The sequence below is a fragment of the Legionella sp. W05-934-2 genome (genome assembly GCF_964199965.1).
Classification (GTDB): domain Bacteria; phylum Pseudomonadota; class Gammaproteobacteria; order Legionellales; family Legionellaceae; genus JAFIFT01.
The window spans coordinates 270,508-293,081 of the sequence record NZ_CAXMZT010000002.1 but is presented as its reverse complement, the minus strand read 5'-3'; the positions used below and the strand labels follow the sequence as shown (position 1 = coordinate 293,081).

Genomic DNA, 22,574 nt, shown 5'->3' with positions numbered 1-22,574 from the left:
AAATAAACCATACTTTGATATTTCTAGTTGGGAACGGCTCCGTTCGGTAACGCAGACGGTCACGCAAACGTTTACGTATAAAAACACCCCAATATACATGAAAGTGTCATTTTTCCTCCTATAAGCTGGTGTCCCAATTGTTTGAAATCTATGATAAATTGTCAAGATACTAGCTTACAGGGATGTAGGAACACTTCATGAAATTACGGCAATTGTTTTTTGGGAAATCGATTGATCCTTTAGACAAAAAAGCACGTCAACACATTGCTTTGACGGCATTTCTAGCATGGGTAGGGATAGGGGCTGATGGTTTATCCTCTTCCTGTTATGGCCCGGCTCAAGCGTTTTTAGCGCTGGGACAGCACAATCAATTAGCCTTATTCTTATCCATACTCATCATCTTTACGGTCTTTGTTATATCCTTTGCCTATAACCAAGTCATTAGCCTCTTCCCAAATGGCGGCGGTGGGTATAAGGTGGCAACGGAATTATTAGGTTCTAAACCGGGTTTAATAGCGGGAAGCGCTCTATTGGTTGATTACATGCTGACCATCGTTATCTCGATTGCCAGTGGTGCGGATGCATTATTTAGCCTTTTACCCATGCATTATCACACCTATAAATTACATTTCGAAGGGCTGGTGTTAGGGGTCCTTGTCTACATTAACTTACGTGGCATGAAAGAAGCGATTACCGTGTTGTTACCCATCTTTTTGGGTTTTGTTTTCACCCATGTATTTATGATAGGGTATGGCATTCTTAGGCATGGTCCTCAATTACCCAACCTAATTAATAATGCAATCGACGAGTCCTTTAATATTGCCCATTATAATGGATTATTTTTTGCGATAGCCTTATTCTTACACGCGTATTCGATGGGGGGAGGGACTTATACCGGATTAGAAGCCGTATCCAATAACGTCAATATGCTACAAGAGCCTCGTGTACGAACTGGCAAATGGACCATGTTTTTCATGGCTGTTTCCCTTTCGCTCACGGCAGGCGGGCTCATGATGCTCTATCTCTTATGGGAAGTAGCTCCCATCGAAGGGCAGACGTTGAATGCGATTGCATTTCGTTCCTTGCTGTTTGATTGGCACTCGGGAGGGGCCATAGTCACCATCACCCTCCTATTTGAATTTGGCTTATTATTTGTTGGTGCCAATACCGGCTTTATTGGGGGACCTGCTGTGTTATCAAACATGGCAATGCACCAATGGGTGCCTAGCAAATTTCGTAACCTCTCCAGCCGGTTAGTCGCCCAAAATGGGATCATTGTTTTTGGTCTAGCAGCCTATGCTTTGTTAGTTCTATCCAAAGGGTATGTGGGTTTTTTAATTATTCTTTATGCCGCTAACGTGTTTCTCGCTTTTTCAATGTCCATATTAGGACTATGTAAACACTGGGTGATGAATCGACCACAAGGTTGGGTAGCTAGTTTTAGCTTGGCTGTTGTTGCGTTTATCATTTGTAGTGGCATATTAGCATTCATCGTGATTGGCCAATTTTTTCATGGTGGCTTTGAATCAATGGTGTTAACCTTCAGTGTGGTTGCACTTTGTTTGTATGTGAAACGGCATTATCAACGGATTAATAAAGAGTTAATCGAAATCGATAAAACATTGGTGGATATTAAACTCGAAAAATCGGACCATTTGCCTGAATTTGATAACCATGCCAAGACAGCTGTCTTTTTCGTTACCAAGAGTCGTGGCATTGGCATTCACACGATTCAGTGGGTGTTGCGTTTATTTCCGAACATATTTAAAAACTTCATTTTTGTCTCCGTTGGCGAAGTGGACGTTGAGAGTTATGGCGGTGAGAAAAACTTGGCGTTAATGGAAGCTCGCGTGCAGATGCTTTTAAGTTACTTTACCCGTTATTCAAACTCGCTTGGTTTTCCTGTGATGACCTATTCAGCCTATGGAACCCAACCCGTTGACGAGGCAGTGGCCATCGTTGAAAAAATCATTAAGGATGTGCCAAATAGCGTTTTCTTTGCTAGCCAATTGATACTTAATAACGAGAATTGGCTGAAGCGCCAGCTTCATAATAACTCAGCCTTTGATTTACAGAGGCGGCTAAGTGAGCTGGGGCAGCGCATGATGATCATTCCCATGAACCTATAGCGTTTGATAGCGGATGCTTTCGCAAATAAACTTAGAGATCTTTTAATATTTTAGGATGCTCTAAATTGATATAATCCAGGCTGTTCATTTTCAATAATTCGTGATGATTGCCCGCATTGAAGGCGATCCAGTTTTGTTTTGCCAGGCTGCCTGCAATATAAATATCCACATTATATAATTCACCCAAAGGTGGCATGGCGCCAACTTCACAATCGTCAAAACGGTCTTGAAATTCATATTCGCGCATGACTTCAACGTTATTTGCATTGGCCGCTTTTCGAAAGGTACGAATATTTAACCGGCGATTGGCGGGTAAGGCAACCAACGATACTTTTCCATCGACTTTAACCGCAACACTTTTAGCAAGTCGTTTGCCTGATATATGTGAGATTTGGGCTATTTCACTGGCTGTGATGGCATTGGCATGGGGGATGGTTTCATACTGAACGTGGTGGTCTTTCAAGTATGACGCAATTTTTGGACTTAACATGACACTTCTCCTTAAATCCCTATCGAGCTTGGATAGTTTAAGTATAGTCTATCGAAACGCAGGTTATTCGATTTGACAGGCGATTGCATTTCATTTAGCATTCGGACCATTAATAACTCAATGGTGGGTGCAAATGAGACATTTTTTTAAACGAGATAATAATACAGACAGAAGAAAGCCAACGCTAAGCGGGCATTCATCTCAGCATGAAAAACGATCGGACATTCGAAGCGATATTAAATCGGATCTAAAAACATATTATGATGGCAACGAGATTTATGATGATGAATTAGATTTAGACTTAGATTTAGACTCAGAATCAGAAGAAGAAACCAATTCCGTACCAAGCATTAACATTTGATCTAAATTGCAATTCCAAACTATGCTACCGTAACGGTAGCATAGTGCCTCTGCTTTTAGGTTAATCGCTTATTCCTGTTGAGCGACTTAACAATCTTAGCGAAAATCTGATCGGGATTGCCGGTGCCGGAAATTTTATAGAGTTGCGGGGCACTTTCGTTGTGGTCTTGCGCCCACTTTTCATAATAATCAATCAACGGTTCAGTTTGTCGGTGATAGATTTCTAAACGGCTTTTCACTATCTCGGCGCGATCATCCTCACGTTGAACTAAAGGTTGGCCAGTCAGATCATCAAATCCTGGTTTTTTGGGTGGGTTATAGGTTAAATGATAAACTCGACCAGAGGGTTGGTGTACTCGTCTGCCGCTGATTCGATTAATCACTTCGCGATCATCGATTTTAATTTCAATGATACGATCGATCGTGATATGACTGGTTTTAAGTTGTTCAGCTTGGGCTATCGTCCTTGGATAACCGTCTAATATAAACCCATTGGCGCAATCGGGATTTTTTAATCGCTCTTTAAGCATCGAAAAAATGATGTCATCTGAGAGCAGCTGTCCAGATGCCATGATCTCTTTTGCAATAAGACCTAAATGAGAGCGCTTGGTAATTTCTGTTCGGAGTAGGTCGCCGGTTGAAATATGGGGAATGTGGTATTGCTTGGCTAAACGATCTGCTTGTGTTCCTTTCCCAGCACCGGGTGCGCCTAAGATGATAATGCGCATTCCGGGTTTTTCATTTTGACTTGTTACCCATGCATGTGAATTGGGTGTCACACAGATTGCTAACCCCAAAAGAGGCAAGAGAAACGTTAAATATTTCAGCTTTATCATGATGAGTCCGATTCCTTGGTCAATCGATAAGTGGATGAACGATAATGATATTCTAATGATATTTCAGGTGAGTTGACAATAGGTTAGAACTTCTATAGAGCTTCCCACAATATTCCCATTGCCCTGGGGGTTTTTCGTAAGCATTTTAGGCACTCGGTGCCACACATCAGGATATAATTTCATTTCAAAAACCCCTCTCCCGCCCTTTGGGCACCCTCTCCCCGTTTCCGGGGAGAGGGGAACAATGAAGGAAGTTATATATAAGTCCTGTCGCTGCAATTGACAAGATTTCATTCAAAATGGCTTCATACTTTTTCTTTGCAAAATTGTAAAGACCATTTTAACCCTGCAAATAGCATGTAAAGATAAATTAATGGTTTAAAAATAGGAGGTTTTATTGAGGGATTGATTTAATACACGTTCTGCTGTGTTTTGAACTTCAAAGAGCTAAGTAATATAAGGATATATTATGTCTAGTTTTCATTTGAACGATAAACCTGAATTCGGAAGAATTCGCGGTGCCATATGGCCCATTCATGCCCATGAGTTGAAAAAATTTCTACCGATGGGTGCCATGATGTTTTTTATTCTCTTTAACTACACCATTCTACGAGATACCAAAGACTCGCTCGTTATCACAGCTTCAATCAATGGTTCCGCGGTGATTCCCTTCTTAAAGATTGGTTTTGTGTTACCTGCCTCCATATTATTTGTCGTGCTTTATGCCAAATTGGCCAATATGCTGAGTCGGGAAAGGTTGTTTTATCTGCTCGTTAGCTCCTTTATTCTCTTTTTTGGGGTATTTGCTTTTGTTCTCTATCCCAACCGGGCATTGATTCACCCATCCCCTGAGACCATTCACACACTCAAAGCCACGTTTCCCCATTTTCAACATATTTTTCCTTTATGGGGGACATGGATGTATACCTTGTTTTATGTCATGGCGGAGCTTTGGGGCAGTGTGATGATTTCTTTGTTATTTTGGCAGTTTGCCAATGAGATAACCCGCACCAATGAAGCGAAGCGCTTTTATGGTCTGTTCGGATTATTAGCCAATGTTTCCTTGATCTGTTCCGGGTTTACTGTGCGCTATTTATCCGATATTCGGCAATCCTTACCGCCGAGCGTCGATGCTTGGGGTGTTTCGTTGCGGTATATGATGACAGCGGTAATGATCTCAGGCATTGTGATTATGATGATTTATCGCTGGATGAACCGTAACGTCCTCACCGATGCTCGTTATTATGATAAAGCAGCCAGTGTGGGGAGCACAAAAGACGATAAGCCAAAATTATCACTGGCTGAAAGCTTTAAATATATTTTCTCATCCAAATATTTAGGCTTAATCGCCATCTTAATTGTGGGCTATGGCATTTCTATCAATCTGGTGGAAGTCATTTGGAAGGGGATGTTAAAAGAGCAATATCCCAATCCCAATGATTATAACGCCTTCATGGGCGCATTTTCTGTGACAACCGGAATTGTGACCATGACCATGATCATGTTGTTTAAAGGGATCGTTAGGCGCTATGGCTGGTTTGCAGGCGCTATCATGACCCCTGCAGTGTTGTTGATTACAGGCGGGTTGTTCTATAACTTTGTTCTGTTCCGCGATCATATGCAAGTGGTTGCAACCATGTTTGGGACAACCACCTTGTTTATGGCGGTTATCTTAGGCGCAATTCAAAACGTTGCCAGCAAAGCCACCAAATACTCCTTGTTTGATCCCACCAAAGAGATGGCTTATATCCCGCTGGATCAAGAACTGAAAGTGAAAGGAAAAGCGGCTGTTGATGTGATTGGTAATAGTTTTGGTAAAGCCGGCGGCGGATTGATATCGGGCTTTATCTTAATCATCACGGCTGCAAGCAGTATCATCACCATCGCTCCTTACCTGGTATTGATTGTATTGTGCACAACTTTAACCTGGATGTATGCTGTGAAAGGCTTAAGTAGGCTATACAACAACGCACTTCAATCGAAACCTTTGGTAGAAGAAGCGCCCAAAGAAGCGGTTGAAACAAACGAAGAAAACTTGGCGAATCCTGCTACAACCTAAGCAGTCGAAAATCAAAAGCCTGTTTGACGTGTCCTTGTCAAACAGGCCCGTTTTGCCAATGGTAGGGATGAGATTATGAGGAAAGTTATACGGTTAATCTTATGCTAGCGAGCGATATTTGATTTAGATTTTGAGACATTCAGCAATCATGACAGTCCTGGTGTTATCTCCGTTCATTGTATTTCACCTGTTCCTGGGAAAATGATAGCAACGGTTTTACCACTCGGTGGCAATCAATTTTTAAATCGAGTGAGCTATCGCTACAAAAAACCGAGTCTCAAGTATCCTATTTCCTATATTCTAAAACCGATTGTTGCTGCAAAAATTTTGAAAGAATCCTTTGAAGATTGCAGGATATGGAAAAATCAAATCAATTAAAAACCTATGATTCTTGGTTATGAGGGGCCTTATATTCAATATAAGAACTGGTTTGATAGATTTTATTCGCAGGAATAGAAAGTGAATGCATAGAGAGGGATGCCAGTGCGGTTGGGTGACAATTTTTTAAATCGCCCTTAGCTTAAAACGTTATCGAGATGTTGGTCTTTGTACCGGACAATTTTTAAAATAAGCTGTCGTTGCGAACGTAGTGAAGCAATCCAGAATAGATTTTTGTTCACAGATAGAACTGGATTGCTTCGCAAAGCTCGCAACGACAGTGCCTTTAAGAAAATATCCGGTACTGAGGACTTTGTGCTTAACAAACGATCAATTAAGACTTCCTTAATGTTCGTGGATTATACTATTTGATAAAACGTGACAATGTATCCGATTTATATACTTAAGGAAGCACCATGAGTCTACCAACGATAACAGCCCAATCTGATAACATCATTTACCTTGATTTTGACGGGACCCTAACAGGCATTCGCGGTAGCCAAGTTATCAATACCCCGCTTTGCAACAATCTTGCCGTGGCTGATACCCCTGAAAAAAGAAGTCAATATAAAAAGGACTACCTTGAATCGGATGACGCTGTCAAAATTACGAAAGAGGCGGTAGTCTTCTTGAATAGGATGACAAAACTCCACCCGAGTGTTCAAATTGTTATTATTAGTCGAAATTATGAGAACTATATTCGTGGGTTATTAGAATTTGAAGGAATTGATACGGCTAATATCACAATCTATCCTCGTGGTGAGGGGAATAAGTTGGGGCCCGGAGAAGATAAAAGACAGGCGGTTACAAACCATGAACAATCCCATAAACCCGGACTTCGATTTGTCTGTGATGATGATGAAAGTGATTATTTTGAAATGATACATGGCGCAAAATCAGAAGAAAATACGGTTATAGGACATCATGCGTCTGCAGGTCAGTTTAAATGGCTAGATTTTATTAAAGAGATTATACAAAAACTACAACATGTATTGCCCATATCCGAATACTTGAATGGAAGAACAACCAACCGTTTTCATTTATTTAAAGCGAATGTGAATTCGGTTTCCTCCTCCCCTGAAAGCCACGCGGCATTTAAACAAAAATATCAAGGCATTGAAGGCGATGATTTAAAAAGAGCCATACTTAACAATTTAAAAGCCGACATTTCAGGATTAGACAAGCCCGCTCTGGAGACCTTTAGGCAAGAGTTTTTAAAGAGCCTAGAATATAAGCTGATCTCAACAGGACAAGGTCTAACTACTCGAGTATTTGGTTTGCAAACAGACTCTCAACGAGCCGTTGAATTGATTTTTAATAAGCAAGCTGCCTTGTTGGAAACAGGATTAGCACAGAAGTTGTAGTCGTTGGTCTGGTACTGAAGGAAAGACATATTTTCTAAACTTAACATTAACCCCAAACACTGACGTACCGCGGAACTCGTTCGCGGTATCCAGGGTTGTTCTTTTAATTCTAAGTTTTGAAAAAAATGCACACCTCTTAAGGTCCCATTGACGGCTATAATCTCACATCCGCTAATATCCCCCCTTTATAAGTGGCCTTTATTAAGTCAAAATGATATAATATAATGCATTTATTTCAACCTGGATCGCATATGACTAAACACAGCCCAGAAGACACTGACCAATTGGAATTGAGCTATCAGCCTCAACACAAGACGATTAAGCTATCAGCCTTAAAGGGGGAAATTGACACTGACACGTTGATATCTCAGATACAAACATCCGTCGAAAGTCATCCAGATTCTGAAATTTTGGATTTAACGTCACTGAAATTAGAAACGTTTTCCCAAAACGAACTATATCGAGTTCTTGCCCAGCTACCCGTCACCCTAAAAGAAGTGTTATTGGATGATTCTTACAGTGTATTTAAAGGGGAGCTTTTGCATCAAGTCAACCCTGAGGTTCAGCATTTAGTTCTTGTTTTTGAGAACAAAAAACGAGCTGAAGAAAGTACCGATGTGTTTCAATTATCAAAAAATTTAAACGACTCGAATGCAAAAATCACCTGGGTAAGAGAAAGCAACCAGCACGCTATACTCCTGGTTGAAATGCTGGAAAAGGAGCAGCATAAAGTCTACAAAGTTCATTTGCGCGGTGACCTGGTGGTGAGAAATCCCTTCAATTTATTAAAAGGGCGATTTTTTTGGGGAATGCATTATCGAGATGGCCGTGTTGAGGTAAAAGATCTCACTGACAAAGCCATTCATGTTGCTGAAATATTAACCGAATGGACGATTGATAAGGATAAAGCCTTGCGTCTTATCGACTATGCCAAACGCAAAGAGCATGAAAAGCAATATTTCAACCTCCTAGGCGAAGGAGCCATTTCCAGTATGTTTATGGCGACGGTGGCTAATCAACTTTCACATAGTTGCGTTACCTGGTCACGAGAAGCATTGCTGCATGCGGGCATTAATGTTCCGCTGTCTCAATTAATCAATCTAGCCACGATTACCAGCCTTGAAGCCAAAGGGGCTAAAGATCATCCGATGGATGCGAGTGGGATGGCGAGACTTGCAAGGGTCAATGAGCATCAAACCATACAAGACTATTATCCGAAGCAACAAGCAACCCTCAGTGCCGAGGGTTATGTTGATCCAAATTCAATATTGCATCGAGTTAGTCGCGGCCCAGTTGAGTTTGTGCTGGGGATTTATTCGCCATTCATGTTAGCTGCATCCTATGGTCACATTGATACCATTAATACGCTAATGCGTGGTTATGGGGCAAACCCTTATGTCAATGTGCACTCGAAATTTTGTTTTGGCATATTAGGTCGATACAGCGCGTTTGATTGTGCGCAATCATTAATGTTTAGGCCTTATATTTCTCGTGAGGAACAACAAAAAACCTTAAGCACATTAAAAACCATCGATCATAAAAAAATGATGCTTGATGCGCTGGAAAGATACATCCAAACACGTGAAAAAAATACTGACTACCAAACAACCATCGGCTTCTTTGGCCTGACGGTGTTAAACTTAGGCTATAGCCGGCATCAAAAAATTGAAGCAGCCACTGCCTTTAAAAACGCACTTGAAGGGAATGATTCTGCCATCGATAGCAAGTTTCAAGGGGCATTGAATCAGGGAGAACTCGGGAAACTATTCAAAGATTACAAACGTTATAGTGGTAATGAACCAATAACCTTTGTTCGACACAATGATAAACAGACGGTTGACATAAAGCCCTAATCGCTGCGTTAAAAAGGAATTGTGGTGAAGTTTAAACCTGAGGGATAGGCACTTTTTTAAAACATAGCGTTCGTGCAATATATTAATATAGTGTTTAATCCGACGTCCCGCGGCTTGTCCGCGGGATCCAGGGTTTTCGACCAATACGTTATTATTTTGTGCGGCAAGTGGTCTCTGGATACCGCGGACAAGCCGCGGTACGTCGGCGTTTGAGGATAAGTCTAAGTTTTAAAAAAAGTGTCTATCCCTCAGGGCCTGTCCCTAAAAGTTCCACACTAAATTTGAAAATAGCATGATGTTTTTGAATAAATATATTATACGTCCCGACGTGCCGCGACTCGTTCGCGGCAACCAGGAGATGTTTAATAGGTACCCAATGGTTCTGTTAAAAAAGGACTATCATGCTGGATACCGCGGACAAGCCGCGGTACGTCGGCGTTTGAGGATAAGTCTAAGTTTTAAAAAAGTGTCTATCCCTCAGGGCCTGTCCCTAAAAGTTCCACACTAAATTTGAAAATAGCATGATGTTTTTGAATAAATATATTATACGTCCCGACGTGCCGCGACTCGTTCGCGGCAACCAGGAGATGTTTAATAGGTACCCAATGGTTCTGTTAAAAAAGGACTATCATGCTGGATACCGCGGACAAGCCGCGGTACGTCGGCGTTTGAGGATAAGTCTAAGTTTTACAAAAAGTGTCTATCCCTCAGGGCCTGTCCCTAAAAGTTCCACACTAAATTTGAAAATAGCATGATGCTTTTGAATAAATCAGGACTTACGAAAAACCCCAAGGTCGAGGCAAAAAATATTTTTAATGAGGGAGTTTAGATCAACTAAATGACCGAATTAAAAATATTTTTTAACGAAGAGATTGGGAGTTTTTCGTAAGTCCTGTAAATATATTATACGTCCCGACGTGCCGCGACTCGTTCGCGGCAACCAGGAGATGTTTAATAGGTAACCAATGGTTCTGTTAAAAAAAGGACTATCATGCTGGATACCGCGGACAAGCCGCGGTACGTCGGCGTTTGAGGATAAGTCTAAGTTTTAAAAAAAGTGTCTATCCCTTAGGGCCTGTCCCTAAAAGTTCCACACTAAATTTGAAAATAGCATGATGTTTTTGAATAAAAATATTATACGTCCCGACGTGCCGCGACTCGTTCGCGGCAACCAGGAGATGTTTAATAGGTAACCAATGGTTCTGTTAAAAAAGGACTATCATGCTGGATACCGCGCATAAAGCGCAGTACGTCGGCGTTTGAGGATAAGTCAAAGTTCGAATACTAGCGTCTATCCATCTGGGTCTAAATTCCCCCCATCAATATTTCCTTTTTGCCTTGACCTTAGGGTTGTTTGTCAGTTCTGGAACAGCCGTCCTACCCCATTCTTAAACACAATGAATACCGAGAGCGCCGAGGAATCGGCGCATTCGTTAAATAGGGTTTGGCTGTGTTGTTAATTCACTTATAATTGAATCAATGCTATCAGGCGACTCGGCATCATTTAGAACATCACTGATTCGGGTTCGTGGTTTCTTGTTTGTCAAATCCCCTAGACTTTTATTTCCTCGTCGAATGCTGGTTCGAACACTGGCATATTTATTATCACTAAATAACCCTGTTTTTGATGCGGTTGTCTTTGTCTTGGAAGGAGCACCTCCCTGGCTACCCTCATTGAAATTGATTGGGGTAATCGATTGATTGGGATCGGTTATGATAGCGGAGCTAGTGGCATTTTGCTCAAAATCAGAAGATGATTTTGGAAACTCTGTCGTCGCCGAGGAGGATTCGTGATAGAGCGTCGTGTTTACTTCCAAAGTTGTTTCAGAAGATAAGGATGACGTTGATGATAACGTTTCGCTACTTAACATTGGGATGGATTGATCATCAACGGGTGATTGCTTTTCCACTTGTTTATGAATCACATCCGCATGAGAGTCGATGAAATAGGCAAAGTTCTCGGCTAACGGTTGAGCATAGCAGTTGAGGATGGAGAAGTCGATAAAATTGAGTTGTGGGTAATGGCGATAGAGTGCATCGAGTTCATCCTTTGATAGTGTTACCAGCGGCTCGCCTTTTTCATTCGTTTGTTTCGAGCGATAATAAGCCCCTAATAAGGCGGAGTAATCAAGTGGAATGTTTTTTTTCTGTCAATGTGGGACTGGATAATCGTTGTTTTCCCCTTGGATTAAAACAGTCTAAGATATTTTGATAGACACGAGAATAATCATCGGCAACATTGTTGCCATTGACAATCGACTTTCCCTTGGATTGTTTGGTCGTTTTGTGTTGTAAAAATGCAAATGTCTGAAGCAACATATCCGAAACGATAGATGGTTTACCAAATGACCACTGGGGCTGTTGCTCTGTTGATAAGGTCGAGGAAGGCATAACTGCTTATTGATATCACTTCTTAAAAGTATAGCAAACGACATAAAATGCTTTCTAAATATTCACATTGAGTTAATAAATAAAATTACTTGTTTAAGGAAAATACGCTTTATGGTAGATTAGCAACTTCATTAACCAATTGAGGCAGTCTTATGCTATTTTTTAATCGAGGTCCTGGTTTAACGCTTTTACAGATGATAAATGTTGGTGCATTGGGTCTATCCTTGTATGAACTATCCTCAAACCCTGATTCGAACCGTGGTCCGTTAGTCACGGATGCCCTCGTTCATGGTTTAACGACATTAAGCTTGCGGCAAGGTTCGAACTTTCTTGAGAATATGGGTGTATCCACGCTTAACGTCTTACGCGCTGGCATGGTTTTACAAGCCGCGATGACAGGAGATACCTTACCTATCGCTGTGCTAGCGGTTGATTTTGCCCTTCATTCTCTGAATGGGTTGGTGAGCCTCCTAAATGGTGCTAATACTCCGAATGTAAATGACAAAGATGACACACCATCAGCTGCCAAAAATAAATAGTATTCATTTTTCAGCCAAATCGGGGTTGGCTATTTGAGTTCGGGGGTTTTAGATTTTGGGAGGAATTCCCCCTTGATTTCTCTGAGGCTTTTTTTAAAATCCCAAACTTTTTCCTTGTTGACTGCCTTTTCATCAAAAGAAATATGTTTTGTTAAGCCGAGTTTAATTTTGATGTATTCAACAAAGGATGTTAGTTTAACCCCTAGGATGGAGGTCGAACTTAGTTTATGTGTCTGTTTGTCTTTCATGACCATTTTTACGGATCCTGAAAAATCAGCCCCGTTTTTTTCTAAGCTATTTAGAATGTGTAAGTCGGTTTTTTCTGCCTGAGATACGCTTAAATTTAGTCTCACGATTATTGACTGTTTCTGACGTTCGGGCATGTGGTTGAGAAGATGGTCGACCATCAAGAAATTATTTTTTTCAATAGCTAAGCCAAGCAACGCTTCATACTGCTTCACATCAACATCAAATTTTTCAGATGACAAGCGCTCAAGCAATATTTTTAGACACTCCGAAGAACCGCCCTCAATGGTTGCTGTCAGGGTATTTCTCCCAATTTTATCAACAGCGAATAGCTTTTCTGCTAGGGTAACTGGCGAAGGAACGCTATTATCCATATCTTGCAATATCTGCCGTAGCAAATCAGGGTTGCCGCCTTGGGCTGCACTTTTAATAATAAAGTTTGAGGAGCTTGATGTTGGGTTGATAAAGGAACGATATGCCGAGTCCCCGGTTGGCTCTTTGAGGATCACCTTGAAGCATTCCATACTGCCATTTTTTAATGATAGGAGGATTGCTAAATTGACGCTATCAGGTTTGGTAAATAGCCGATTTCCGTCGATATCTTGGTAATTTAAAATCGCATCCAGTGTTCTATCGGCATTTAAGGATGTTGCGATAGCAATTGAATTTTCCAGTGTGTCTAAATCAATCTTTTCACTCTTTTTAAATAGGGTCTTTAGGAGCGTATCATCATTTTCGGTGCAAGCTAATTGCAAGGTTGTCACTTCATGATTGTCATATTTTGCTTTTTGTTTGACATCTAAGTATCTATTATAAAAATCCTGCGCACTGCGCCTATTTGCATTGGCGGGTTTGTCTGCCGGTCGAAGTTGTTTTAATACTAATGCTAAATTTCCACCATCAAACACAAAGACATTTTTTCTAAGCTCTTCAACTAATTGTTCTTCATTGTTAAACGTTTTTCGTCCCAAGTTATAATTTGGATCATAAACCACGTACTGCCCATTTTTCCGATAGATGGATATGGTATGATTGGGACTTGACGCATTAAATACTTCGCCATCTTGCATGTTGAGTTCTTTAAATATTGAAACCCAGTTGGTTTTGGAGGTTACCAGTGGAAGGGTAAAATCGGATACAAGCGGATGCCCGGCTACTTTGATAATCTCATGGGCGTTTCGTTGGGTGTAACGCTTATCATAAACATCTGGCTTATAAGCGATTAAAACTTGAAAGATAAAGTGATCAATATCACCGCTCAATGGGTCATCGGATGTCGTTATTTCCGTAAAGTTACCTTGGCTCATATCGACAATTTTCTCGAGCATCTTGAAGAACTCTTCTTCCTTACCTTCAAAAATATATTGAGCACGGATGATTGCAAGGCCATGGCATACCCCATTTCGATTAAGCTCAATTGGCAGATTGTGCCAGGCTAGATAGTCATTAATGATATCGATGGCATTGCCTTGAGAAATGGTTGATTTTGGCATATTCATTTCCATGATTATATGTATTAAATTATATCATATTGTTTGGCAGCCGCGCCTTGTGCGGTATTCATGGGTAAATGCTCCCTAATATGGTTTGTCGTATTGATGTCGTTACGCCAATTATTTTACTATGTTATTTCAATAACGTTGGTCGGGTAACGAAAGGAGGAAGTGAATGAAAGGATGTCGAAATTTGAACAAAACCAGACTAATAACCGGGAGTATTTTCATGCTTTGCTCAATAAAGGCTTGGTCTTTGCCCTGGTTTCAAACGCCCATCGCCCAAAGAATAGATTTAGTTCAAACTGGCAAGAAAACCGCTGTTTCCAATACAAGGGACATTAATTTTTCTGGCGATTGGCAAGGACAATGCAATAATCAGCCAGTTATCGATATTTCGATTATACATAAACCCGATAGCATTACCCTCTCCTATGGGTTTATGGAAGAAATTTACCCAATCGGTGTATTGAAATCTGAATCAAAGTCAAGCCAACAACAGTCTGAATCCGGTAGTAGTGCTGCGACTTGGTCGCAAGATGAAAACGCCTTGATTTTTATCAATAATCAGCAATACATCAATGGCGAAGGTCACATGAGCGTGTTCTTTAGCAAGGTTGCCATGAGCCTAGAGGATGATAATTTAGTCATCAACGGGGACTATTTTCAAAGTTCAAATAAGTTAGGAGACGTCATTAAAGATAACTTGTCTTGTATTTATCGGCGAAAATAAAGCACTATTGAATGATCACGTGGTGATACCCGTTATCATTCAAAAAATAAGGGGGTTTTTAACTTATCAACATGATTTTTCAAAAAGTTAAAATCTGCTTTACTATACTATATAGTATCAGCGTGGTTTTTTATGGAATTAGAAGGTAGTAAGAACAATACCTAACAACAATGGAACATATGAACTCATTCAATAAAAGGAAGCGTTTAATTGTCATATTGCTTGCATTTTCATTGATATTATCTGCATCCATTATCGTGGTGGAAGAGCTGCATTTTTTGCACAATGTTAAAGAGATAATGCGTCAAAATGCATTTAATATGATGAAGGAGCGGGAAAATTATTTGCGAGAATTCATTCGCCACTCACAGCAGAATATCCAGGCAATAAGGCAATCGCTCGCTTTCAAAAATTACTTAAAACACTTGAACCATTCAGCTCAAATTGAAGCCATTCTCATCGCCTATGCGAAGGAACATCCGGATATTATGCAAATACGATTTATTGACAAAAAGGGGAATGAAACAATCCGGGTTGAGCGTAGAACTGAGAAAGATAAGCCTTCTGTTGTTGATAACGATAAACTCCAAAACAAAGCGGCGCGCTATTATTTTGTTGAATCAAAACTAAGAGAATTAGAAAAAGTATGGTTTTCTGCCATTGAGCTAAATATTGAAAATGGAAAAGTTGAAGTACCCTACAAACCGACGTTTAGAGCGGTATTGCCAATTAAAAAGGGTGATGAGTTTGGGGGTATTTTAATCATTAATTATTTCATGACCGACTTTATCAAAAATCTATCCAGTGCAACGTTGTATGACACGATCCTGTTCAATGACAAAGGGAATACCATTTATCATTCCAAGGATCAAAACAAAAGTTGGGGAAATTCATTAGCCAATCAATATCATATCGCCTCTGAATTCCCTCAGGGATATGCCCAAATACTCTCCTCACCGATGGTGCGATCGAATTATTTCATTTCAAAAAAATTCGATATGCCGATTCATGGTGGTGTGCATCTCATTTTAAAACTGAAAGAGTCCTATTTAGCACAACGACAATCTAATGCCTTGATGCGATATCTGTTGGTGTCTTTTATTGTACTTATTTTATCCATTATTCTCACGTATATCATTATTAAAATATACAGCCGAACACTGCTTAATTTGGATGAGGTCGAGGCGTTAAATGAATCACTGAACGAAGCATCCATTGTTGCAAAAATTGGATTTTGGCAGTTAGATAACAAGTCTCAAAAAGTAGCATGGAGTGATAGTGTCTATGAGATATACGAAATGCCACAATCCGATAAACATATCACGTTTGATACGTTATTAGCATTCATGGATGAAGAAGAACGTGAAAAATTGCAGCTTGAATTTGCAAACTCAATCATAGAAAAACGCGATTATTTTATGACGCATAAAATCATAACCGGTAATAATCGCGTTAAATTTGTTGAAGAGAGAGGGCGGCATTATTTTGATAAGCATGGAAAGTTAGAAAAAACGATTGGCAGTGTTTATGACATCACTGAAAAGTATTATTCCGAGCAAAAATTTCTATCCTTATTAGAAAATGCGTCTGATGGTATACATATTTTAGATAAAGAAGGGAACTTGATTCTTTATAGTAAATCATTTGCTGCTAATTTAGGCTATAGCATGGAAGAAGCAAAGCATCTAACCGTCTATGACTGGGATGATAAATTAACAGAACAACAGATAAAAAGTGCAATCCAAGTTCTTTTAAATTCCCAAGAAACATTTGAAACAAAACATCGAAAAAAAGACGGCACTGTCATTGATGTACAAATCAATGCGAAGGGTGTTGAAATTGAAGGTGAAGCCTATGTTTATGCATCTCAACGGGATATCACCTTGCAGAATAACTACCGAAACGAACTCGAGAAAACGAAAGAGAAGCTCGAATCAGCCAATGACGAGTTAAAGAAAAGTCTTGAAAGTTTGCAGCTGACCACGAATCTTTATGAAAATGAAAAGTTCAAATACAAAGGCATCTTAGACTTAGCCTCTGATGGCATTTTTCTCATGGATACCGATGGCAAGTTAGTTGAATATAGTAAAAAAGCCATAGAACTGTTGGGGTATTCACATTCTGAAATGAGCAACTTAACCGTCTATGATTGGGATAAGTCAATCACAAAAAAGGCATTAAAATCAATTGTAGATGCTTTGTACTCACATCCCATTGAGATCGAGCGCGTGCACACCAGAAAAGACGGTTCAACCTATATCGCCTATATTACTGCCAATTTACAGTTGATAGAAAACGTTCCCTATATTTATGCGTCGGTTCGAGATATCACGGTGCAAAAGGAAAATGAAAGTAAGATTTTAAACAGCAGAAATGAGCTTGAAACAATCTTTAATACCGCTTTAGAGGGAATTGCCTTAATCGATTTAAATAAAAAATATAAGAAAGTGAATCGAAAATATTGCGACCTGTTAGAGTATAGCGAAGAAGAAATGTTTCAATTAGATTTCTTTTCCATATCCGATCCGCAAGATATTGAAAAATCACAAGAGGTGTTTAGCGTTGTCTTAGAGAAAGGCTATTATGAAAATTTTGAACGCTTTTGTATCACCAAAAATGGAAAAAAACGACGATTTAGAACGTCCATTGCATTAATGCCTAATAAAAATGAATATTTGATAACCACCATTGATAATACCGATCTGTATGATGCGTTTAAAACGATTGAACAGCAATCGTATACCGATGAACTGACACAGTTGCTTAATCGCAAGTCATACAATGAAAAAATCGATGAATTTTTGGAACAGTATACTCGATACCATACCCCATTTTCGCTAATGATATTTGATATTGATCATTTCAAATCGATCAATGATAACTATGGTCATGATGTGGGGGATAAAGTGTTAGTCAAATTAAGTAACGTGGTGCAATCAATCATACGAAAAAATGATTTTTTCTTCCGCATAGGGGGCGAAGAGTTTTTAGTGCTTATCAATAATACGACTCTAAAGGGAGCGGCTTCCTTAGCGGAAAAGGTGAGAAAAGCGGTTGAAAAAAAGGTGAATACTATCAAAAATCAGAAAGTCACCATCTCCATCGGTGTCACTGAAGTGCAAAAAGACGACACCGACGATACCATCTTTAAACGAGCCGATGAATACCTTTATTATTCAAAAGACCATGGCAGAAACAAAGTGACAGCGATGCTACCCGAAGCTTTGAACTAATCATGTTGTTGGCGGGATTAATTAAACAAATGCCATTACCATGTTCTTGCTTTCTTCGATCATTGCCATTCTCCTAACCAAAAAAATTAAGTTGGATCAAGGGACCTTGTTCATCCCAAACTACCACCCGGCGTTGCCAATAGCGTTTAACACATTGGGTATGGACAGCGCTGACAAAATGAAATAACATTGCCCTTTATGATATAAAGTTGATTAAATATGAAAAAAATAACCCTGGTTGTACTAATTTCATTACTAACGATGCCCGTTTATGCTAGTAAACTAAGTCAGTATCTGCGCAAACACAATGAGCGCGAGCAAGCACGGGAACAAAAGCAACGCCAGTTGGACCTTAGCTTTTCTGACTATAGCTTCCAACAAGAAAGACGGTTTAGCGATCAGTCTGGTAAAGAATGCCGTGAATATTATTTTCGCAGCCGCACAACGCCATTCCGACAAGGTAACTTAACCGTTTGCGACGAATAAGGCCCAAGCCTGAGGGATAACCACTTTTTAATAAAATACTATTTGCTCAAAATATTACCAAACACATGCCCAACATGCCACGGCATTTCCCCGAGAGTTCCACACGAAGCTTGAATATAACTTGATATTTTTTAGATAAATATTCCATATGCCCGGCGTGCCGACTCATTCGCGGCATTCAGGGATTTCAGTCATCATGTTATTATATGGTTCAGACTCGCGTAACTGGATACCGCGAACGAGTCGCGGTACGTCGGGGTTTGGTGGCAAGTCTTAATTTCAAAATAGGGTCTATCCTTTAGGGTTCGAAAAAACATAGCTAAAGCGTTCATTTTAGGGGTTTAGGAAAAATCACTCTAAACCCCGGCTCTAAAATCTGACCCAATGGGTTTTTCGATAATTCATTCTCAAAAACCGCCTGCCTTGAATCTATTAATTGTTGAAATATCGCCTGTTGTCCCTCGGATGTGTTGCTTTTCTTGTGAAGGGATTGCTTATACTCAGACAAGATTTGGTGAAAATAGGCTGGGTGGTATTTTTGCGGATTTGATAAATAAGTGGCTAATACGAATGCAGCAGGTTGGATTTCTTTTTCAGCTTGAAGATGAGCGATGAAGGTGGCTACCCAGTTGGGATCAGACTTATCTGGAACTTGCTTTAAAAGATCACAGCGTTGCTGAGAAAATAGTGGGTGTTGATAATCAATCATTAAAACGCTCTGCGCGAATTGTTGCGTTATGCGATTATCCTTAATCAGTTGCAAAATGGCATGGATGTCATTTATCCCGTTGACAGGGGTGAGCCACGCATGATCCGCATCAATTTGACTGGTTTCTGGAAATCGCATCCTATTTTGGATAAGCAGGTTTTGATAAGCGTGAGCGGGAATAACAATGTTCACTTGGTCAAGCAATGGATTGAGAAAAAATGAGGAAGGGATGGTAATGGGATTGTCTAAACCGGGAGTAGTATTGGATGCGATATTGATTTCAGTTGTGCAAAATAGAGGGCGCAGTTGTTCTTGAAGGGATAATGAGTGCGAAAATTGTTGATAAGGAGCACTTTGGGAGAGTTGTTGGATGCCATCGTTCACCTCCTCTGCAAACACGTGCGCATCGACCAGTTCATTGACCAATTCATTCACCTCATCATCCAAGTGATTGGGTAAAAAGATCAGTTTGTTGGAATAGCGCCACCAGTCATTATGGGGTGATTGAATTTCTTTAAGGATAGGGCCTCCTGAATTATGGCAAGCAGAGCAACGCATTCGCCTGCCAAATTTGGCTGAGTTGGCAGGCGGGGTGCGGTATAAATATTGGTTATCTAAAAGCGCGTCGTTCGAGTCACCGCGATAATACCACCGCGTTTTAACGGAATCTAAACCGCGTAATTCATAAAAGTTATAAAGCTTTTTTTGATTATCCCAGGCAATCAATTCAATGAGCAGTTTCTTGCTCTCACTGGATTGATCTAATTGGATTTCGTCCTTTGCAAGGGCAGTAAAATAGCCCAGATACAAGTCGCCCGGTTTAATATGAAAGCCAGTTAGTAGCGTCCCATTAATCGATTCAAAAAAACTAAAACTTCCCAGATGAGGATTGTTTTTCCCTCGATTGGCAACCATGCTGGTTTTAATCTGTAGCTGGTTTTTTTGTATTAAATGCTGAAAGCTTTGAATGGATTGTGGGCAGGATGAGGCAGTATCTAAAAGATGGGCGACCGCATCGTCATTTTGTTGGGTAAGTGGTGATTCATGGTAATAAATAGCACATCGTGCATGAGCTATGGAAGAGAGCACGATAAATAACAGCATTATCCTTAAACGGATCATGGTAATACTCCATTAAATTTGTTCTTACAGGACTTACGAAAAGCACCCAATCTCTTCGTTAAAAAAAGTTTTTAATTCGGTCATTTAGTTAATCTAAACTCCCTCATTAAAAACTTTTTTTGCCTCGACCTTGGGGTTTTTCATAAGTCCTGTCTCATTAGCTTGTTTAGGGAATCATCTTAATTCCTAAAACGCCTGTAATAATCAAGCCGATACAGCTTAATTTGCTCAAGGTCGCAGGTTCACCAAAGCCTATTATGCCTATTAAGGCTGTGCCGATAACGCCAATACCCGTCCAAACCGCGTAAGCGGTTCCCACCGGAATGTCTTTCATGGCAATGGACAAAAGTAGGATGCTAATAATCAGGATGATTATCGTCACAATAGACAACGGAAGATTGGTAAAGCCATGGGTATGTTTGAGTAAAATAGCCCAACAGACTTCGAGTAAACCAGCGAAAATGAGAATAAACCAAGACATAGGACACCTCCTTAAAATAGTGAGGCCGTCCTCGATGAAAAAAAAAAACGAAACAGGGTCGTCCCTGTTAGTCAAATAATAGCAAATTGTTTCTAGTCAGACAATCTTGTTTTGCGATATGCCATGATAGAGTAATGAAGGTTTAACTTTAGGACCGATTGATTGAATGCTATCCAATAGCATTCAATAAAATGACCGATACCAATTAAATATAGAAGGGGATAGCCGTATTGATATCATGGATACCATGATCTTCACTGTCTTGCATCAGCTTCTTTTTATTGCAGAACTTTGCACAAAAATTATTTTGCAATAGTCGGTTATACTGTATCTAGGGATATTCCCTCGAGGTGTGATGGATTCCATGAATTGAATGGAACATTGTTTCAATCAAAGAGGCATGGTTATGAGAAAAATAGCAATGGTTTGCTTAACAGTTATCCTGCTAACTAATGGGTATGCGGAGGGTCTTCCTAAGTCGGCTGTCAAATTAGATGGTGTTAATAATCCGGATTGTGTTGAGTATTTTAGTTATCAAGGGGAATCGTATTGCACAACGGATAAACATCAAATCACCCCGTCTCAGATCAACTGGCCTCAAGATGAGCAATTAAACATACAGTTTGATGAGAGGCTATGGAAAATGGCGTGGGGGAAGAAAAATGAAGCCTTTACCACGATTGAGTATATCCCCGATGGCGATAGTCTGAGCAATTGGGGTGAATTAATAACGAGTCAATATATTGCTAATGTCCCTGAGGGGGTCACACCGCAAGCGTTTATGCTAACCATCGAGCATAAATTAAAAAAGGTGGGACTCAATCCAGACGTTCATGTTCTTTACGCTAGCCCAGACCAAGTTATCTTCGAATTTCGGATTTATGAGCCAAGCAGCATGCGGCAAAATGAGATTCAAAAAGTGTTAAAAACGCCCAATGGGTTATATATATTGCATTATGTTATTAAAGAACCAGACATGGGTGAAAAAAGGCGAAGTGCCTGGTTGGAGCGGCTAAAAAATAGCAATCCTAAAGAAGATGACGTCCCTAGATCAAATTAGGTTTGAATTAACGTTGTGAAGGCCTTAATCATCGCCACAAAGTCTTGGCATTTTCTTTGCTGACAGCGACAATAACATCGTCCATGGGCTAGCCATATAAGCCCTTCATAAATGCTTTTTTGGTATCTGCGGACATGTCAATATCTGCCAGTTGAATTAAGACTCTTTTGGGTAACTGCCAAAACGCTTGCATCACTGCCACTTTTCGCGGGTTCTTCCAATTTATTATTCCAACTCGCTTCAACAACAACCTCCACCGGTTTAATTTGTTGTGATGGTTGGGTTTTGGGTAAACTTTTTTCTGGAATACCTGTGATTTCCATCCTATTGATAGTCGAACCTGTTTTAATGATGCCATGAACATTGGTTGCCTTCATTAGCGGTCTTTCAGGCGATTCTGGTCTAATACGAGCCCGTGAGCGTGCCCGTGCCGGATTTTGAAGAATTAAAAGATAAACTTTTATCTTGAAGCAGATCACCGAATAAAGTGATTTCTGCCCATTAAAAACCGGGCACGGGCTGGGCACGGGCACGTCTTAGATATGAGTTTTTGTCCGGTACAAAGAACAAGCCCTTGGCTAATGTACTAAGTTAATAAAATCTTAATAAACA

Annotated in this window: 19 protein-coding genes; 11 read left to right on the top strand and 8 right to left on the bottom strand. The window is 40.1% G+C overall.

Annotation, left to right across the window (positions count from 1 at the left end):
- Nucleotides 1–197 precede the first annotated feature (197 nt).
- Nucleotides 198–2,129, top strand: a complete 1,932-nt coding sequence (locus AB3348_RS03335; RefSeq protein WP_367606129.1) for an APC family permease — start codon at nt 198–200, stop codon at nt 2,127–2,129.
- 31 nt (nt 2,130–2,160) lie between these two features.
- On the opposite strand, the gene AB3348_RS03330 is transcribed toward AB3348_RS03335, so the two are convergent.
- Nucleotides 2,161–2,619, bottom strand: coding sequence for an aminoacyl-tRNA deacylase (locus tag AB3348_RS03330; protein WP_367606128.1), 459 nt, complete (start codon nt 2,617–2,619; stop codon nt 2,161–2,163).
- Nucleotides 2,620–2,752: 133 nt separating this feature from the next.
- Here AB3348_RS03330 and AB3348_RS03325 point away from each other — a divergent pair, with 133 nt between their 5' ends.
- Complete coding sequence (locus AB3348_RS03325) at nt 2,753–2,980, top strand: hypothetical protein (RefSeq protein ID WP_367606127.1); 228 nt, start codon at nt 2,753–2,755, stop codon at nt 2,978–2,980.
- Nucleotides 2,981–3,035: 55 nt separating this feature from the next.
- On the opposite strand, the gene adk is transcribed toward AB3348_RS03325, so the two are convergent.
- Nucleotides 3,036–3,707 carry an adenylate kinase gene (gene adk, locus AB3348_RS03320; RefSeq protein WP_367606199.1) on the bottom strand — a complete coding sequence of 224 codons (672 nt, stop codon included), beginning with the start codon at nt 3,705–3,707 and terminating at the stop codon, nt 3,036–3,038.
- A gap of 577 nt (nt 3,708–4,284) precedes the next feature.
- Here adk and AB3348_RS03315 point away from each other — a divergent pair.
- From AB3348_RS03315 to AB3348_RS03300, 4 genes are all read left to right on the top strand, one after another.
- Complete coding sequence (locus AB3348_RS03315) at nt 4,285–5,874, top strand: NTP/NDP exchange transporter (RefSeq protein ID WP_367606126.1); 1,590 nt, start codon at nt 4,285–4,287, stop codon at nt 5,872–5,874.
- 794 nt (nt 5,875–6,668) lie between these two features.
- Nucleotides 6,669–7,616: a hypothetical protein gene (locus AB3348_RS03310; protein ID WP_367606125.1), complete on the top strand. Its 948-nt coding sequence runs from the start codon at nt 6,669–6,671 to the stop codon at nt 7,614–7,616.
- Nucleotides 7,617–7,867: 251 nt separating this feature from the next.
- Nucleotides 7,868–9,469, top strand: a complete 1,602-nt coding sequence (locus tag AB3348_RS03305) for a hypothetical protein (RefSeq protein WP_367606124.1) — start codon at nt 7,868–7,870, stop codon at nt 9,467–9,469.
- Between the two features lie 72 nt (nt 9,470–9,541).
- Entirely contained in the window at nt 9,542–9,682 is a 141-nt protein-coding gene (locus AB3348_RS03300) for a palindromic element RPE4 domain-containing protein (RefSeq protein WP_367606123.1), read from the top strand.
- A 1,220-nt stretch (nt 9,683–10,902) separates the two neighbouring features.
- On the opposite strand, the gene AB3348_RS03295 is transcribed toward AB3348_RS03300, so the two are convergent.
- The gene (locus AB3348_RS03295; protein WP_367606122.1) at nt 10,903–11,394 is read right to left on the bottom strand and encodes a hypothetical protein; all 492 of its coding nucleotides are present in this window, start codon (nt 11,392–11,394) and stop codon (nt 10,903–10,905) included.
- A 202-nt stretch (nt 11,395–11,596) separates the two neighbouring features.
- Nucleotides 11,597–11,860, bottom strand: a complete 264-nt coding sequence (locus AB3348_RS03290; protein WP_367606121.1) for a hypothetical protein — start codon at nt 11,858–11,860, stop codon at nt 11,597–11,599.
- 152 nt (nt 11,861–12,012) lie between these two features.
- Here AB3348_RS03290 and AB3348_RS03285 point away from each other — a divergent pair, with 152 nt between their 5' ends.
- The gene (locus tag AB3348_RS03285; RefSeq protein ID WP_367606120.1) at nt 12,013–12,399 is read left to right on the top strand and encodes a hypothetical protein; all 387 of its coding nucleotides are present in this window, start codon (nt 12,013–12,015) and stop codon (nt 12,397–12,399) included.
- 29 nt (nt 12,400–12,428) lie between these two features.
- Here the strand turns inward: AB3348_RS03285 and AB3348_RS03280 are convergent, their stop codons facing one another.
- Complete coding sequence (locus tag AB3348_RS03280) at nt 12,429–14,138, bottom strand: hypothetical protein (RefSeq protein ID WP_367606119.1); 1,710 nt, start codon at nt 14,136–14,138, stop codon at nt 12,429–12,431.
- Between the two features lie 175 nt (nt 14,139–14,313).
- Here AB3348_RS03280 and AB3348_RS03275 point away from each other — a divergent pair, with 175 nt between their 5' ends.
- From AB3348_RS03275 to AB3348_RS03265, 3 genes are all read left to right on the top strand, one after another.
- Nucleotides 14,314–14,871: a hypothetical protein gene (locus AB3348_RS03275; protein ID WP_367606118.1), complete on the top strand. Its 558-nt coding sequence runs from the start codon at nt 14,314–14,316 to the stop codon at nt 14,869–14,871.
- Nucleotides 14,872–15,050: 179 nt separating this feature from the next.
- Nucleotides 15,051–18,104, top strand: coding sequence for a diguanylate cyclase (locus AB3348_RS03270; RefSeq protein WP_367606117.1), 3,054 nt, complete (start codon nt 15,051–15,053; stop codon nt 18,102–18,104).
- Between the two features lie 219 nt (nt 18,105–18,323).
- Nucleotides 18,324–18,590: a hypothetical protein gene (locus AB3348_RS03265; protein WP_367606116.1), complete on the top strand. Its 267-nt coding sequence runs from the start codon at nt 18,324–18,326 to the stop codon at nt 18,588–18,590.
- A 328-nt stretch (nt 18,591–18,918) separates the two neighbouring features.
- Here AB3348_RS03265 and AB3348_RS03260 read toward each other — a convergent pair whose 3' ends face one another.
- Together AB3348_RS03260 and AB3348_RS03255 are read right to left on the bottom strand one after the other, a co-directional pair.
- Nucleotides 18,919–20,421, bottom strand: a complete 1,503-nt coding sequence (locus tag AB3348_RS03260; protein WP_367606115.1) for a hypothetical protein — start codon at nt 20,419–20,421, stop codon at nt 18,919–18,921.
- A gap of 166 nt (nt 20,422–20,587) precedes the next feature.
- Complete coding sequence (locus tag AB3348_RS03255; protein ID WP_367606114.1) at nt 20,588–20,902, bottom strand: multidrug efflux SMR transporter; 315 nt, start codon at nt 20,900–20,902, stop codon at nt 20,588–20,590.
- Between the two features lie 406 nt (nt 20,903–21,308).
- Here AB3348_RS03255 and AB3348_RS03250 point away from each other — a divergent pair, with 406 nt between their 5' ends.
- On the top strand, nt 21,309–21,962 hold the full coding sequence (locus AB3348_RS03250; protein ID WP_367606113.1) for a hypothetical protein: 654 nt from the start codon (nt 21,309–21,311) through the stop codon (nt 21,960–21,962).
- Nucleotides 21,963–22,099: 137 nt separating this feature from the next.
- Here AB3348_RS03250 and AB3348_RS03245 read toward each other — a convergent pair whose 3' ends face one another.
- On the bottom strand, nt 22,100–22,339 hold the full coding sequence (locus AB3348_RS03245) for a hypothetical protein (protein WP_367606112.1): 240 nt from the start codon (nt 22,337–22,339) through the stop codon (nt 22,100–22,102).
- Nucleotides 22,340–22,574 lie beyond the last annotated feature (235 nt).

Coding starts and splice junctions, on each gene's coding strand:
- AB3348_RS03335 (WP_367606129.1), top strand. CDS start 198: ATGAAATTACGGCAATTGTTTTTTGGGAAATCGATTGATCCTTTAGAC.
- AB3348_RS03330 (WP_367606128.1), bottom strand. CDS start 2,619: ATGTTAAGTCCAAAAATTGCGTCATACTTGAAAGACCACCACGTTCAG.
- AB3348_RS03325 (WP_367606127.1), top strand. CDS start 2,753: ATGAGACATTTTTTTAAACGAGATAATAATACAGACAGAAGAAAGCCA.
- adk (WP_367606199.1), bottom strand. CDS start 3,707: ATGCGCATTATCATCTTAGGCGCACCCGGTGCTGGGAAAGGAACACAA.
- AB3348_RS03315 (WP_367606126.1), top strand. CDS start 4,285: ATGTCTAGTTTTCATTTGAACGATAAACCTGAATTCGGAAGAATTCGC.
- AB3348_RS03310 (WP_367606125.1), top strand. CDS start 6,669: ATGAGTCTACCAACGATAACAGCCCAATCTGATAACATCATTTACCTT.
- AB3348_RS03305 (WP_367606124.1), top strand. CDS start 7,868: ATGACTAAACACAGCCCAGAAGACACTGACCAATTGGAATTGAGCTAT.
- AB3348_RS03290 (WP_367606121.1), bottom strand. CDS start 11,860: ATGCCTTCCTCGACCTTATCAACAGAGCAACAGCCCCAGTGGTCATTT.
- AB3348_RS03285 (WP_367606120.1), top strand. CDS start 12,013: ATGCTATTTTTTAATCGAGGTCCTGGTTTAACGCTTTTACAGATGATA.
- AB3348_RS03280 (WP_367606119.1), bottom strand. CDS start 14,138: ATGCCAAAATCAACCATTTCTCAAGGCAATGCCATCGATATCATTAAT.
- AB3348_RS03275 (WP_367606118.1), top strand. CDS start 14,314: ATGAAAGGATGTCGAAATTTGAACAAAACCAGACTAATAACCGGGAGT.
- AB3348_RS03270 (WP_367606117.1), top strand. CDS start 15,051: ATGAACTCATTCAATAAAAGGAAGCGTTTAATTGTCATATTGCTTGCA.
- AB3348_RS03265 (WP_367606116.1), top strand. CDS start 18,324: ATGAAAAAAATAACCCTGGTTGTACTAATTTCATTACTAACGATGCCC.
- AB3348_RS03260 (WP_367606115.1), bottom strand. CDS start 20,421: ATGATCCGTTTAAGGATAATGCTGTTATTTATCGTGCTCTCTTCCATA.
- AB3348_RS03255 (WP_367606114.1), bottom strand. CDS start 20,902: ATGTCTTGGTTTATTCTCATTTTCGCTGGTTTACTCGAAGTCTGTTGG.
- AB3348_RS03250 (WP_367606113.1), top strand. CDS start 21,309: ATGAGAAAAATAGCAATGGTTTGCTTAACAGTTATCCTGCTAACTAAT.
- AB3348_RS03245 (WP_367606112.1), bottom strand. CDS start 22,339: ATGAAGGCAACCAATGTTCATGGCATCATTAAAACAGGTTCGACTATC.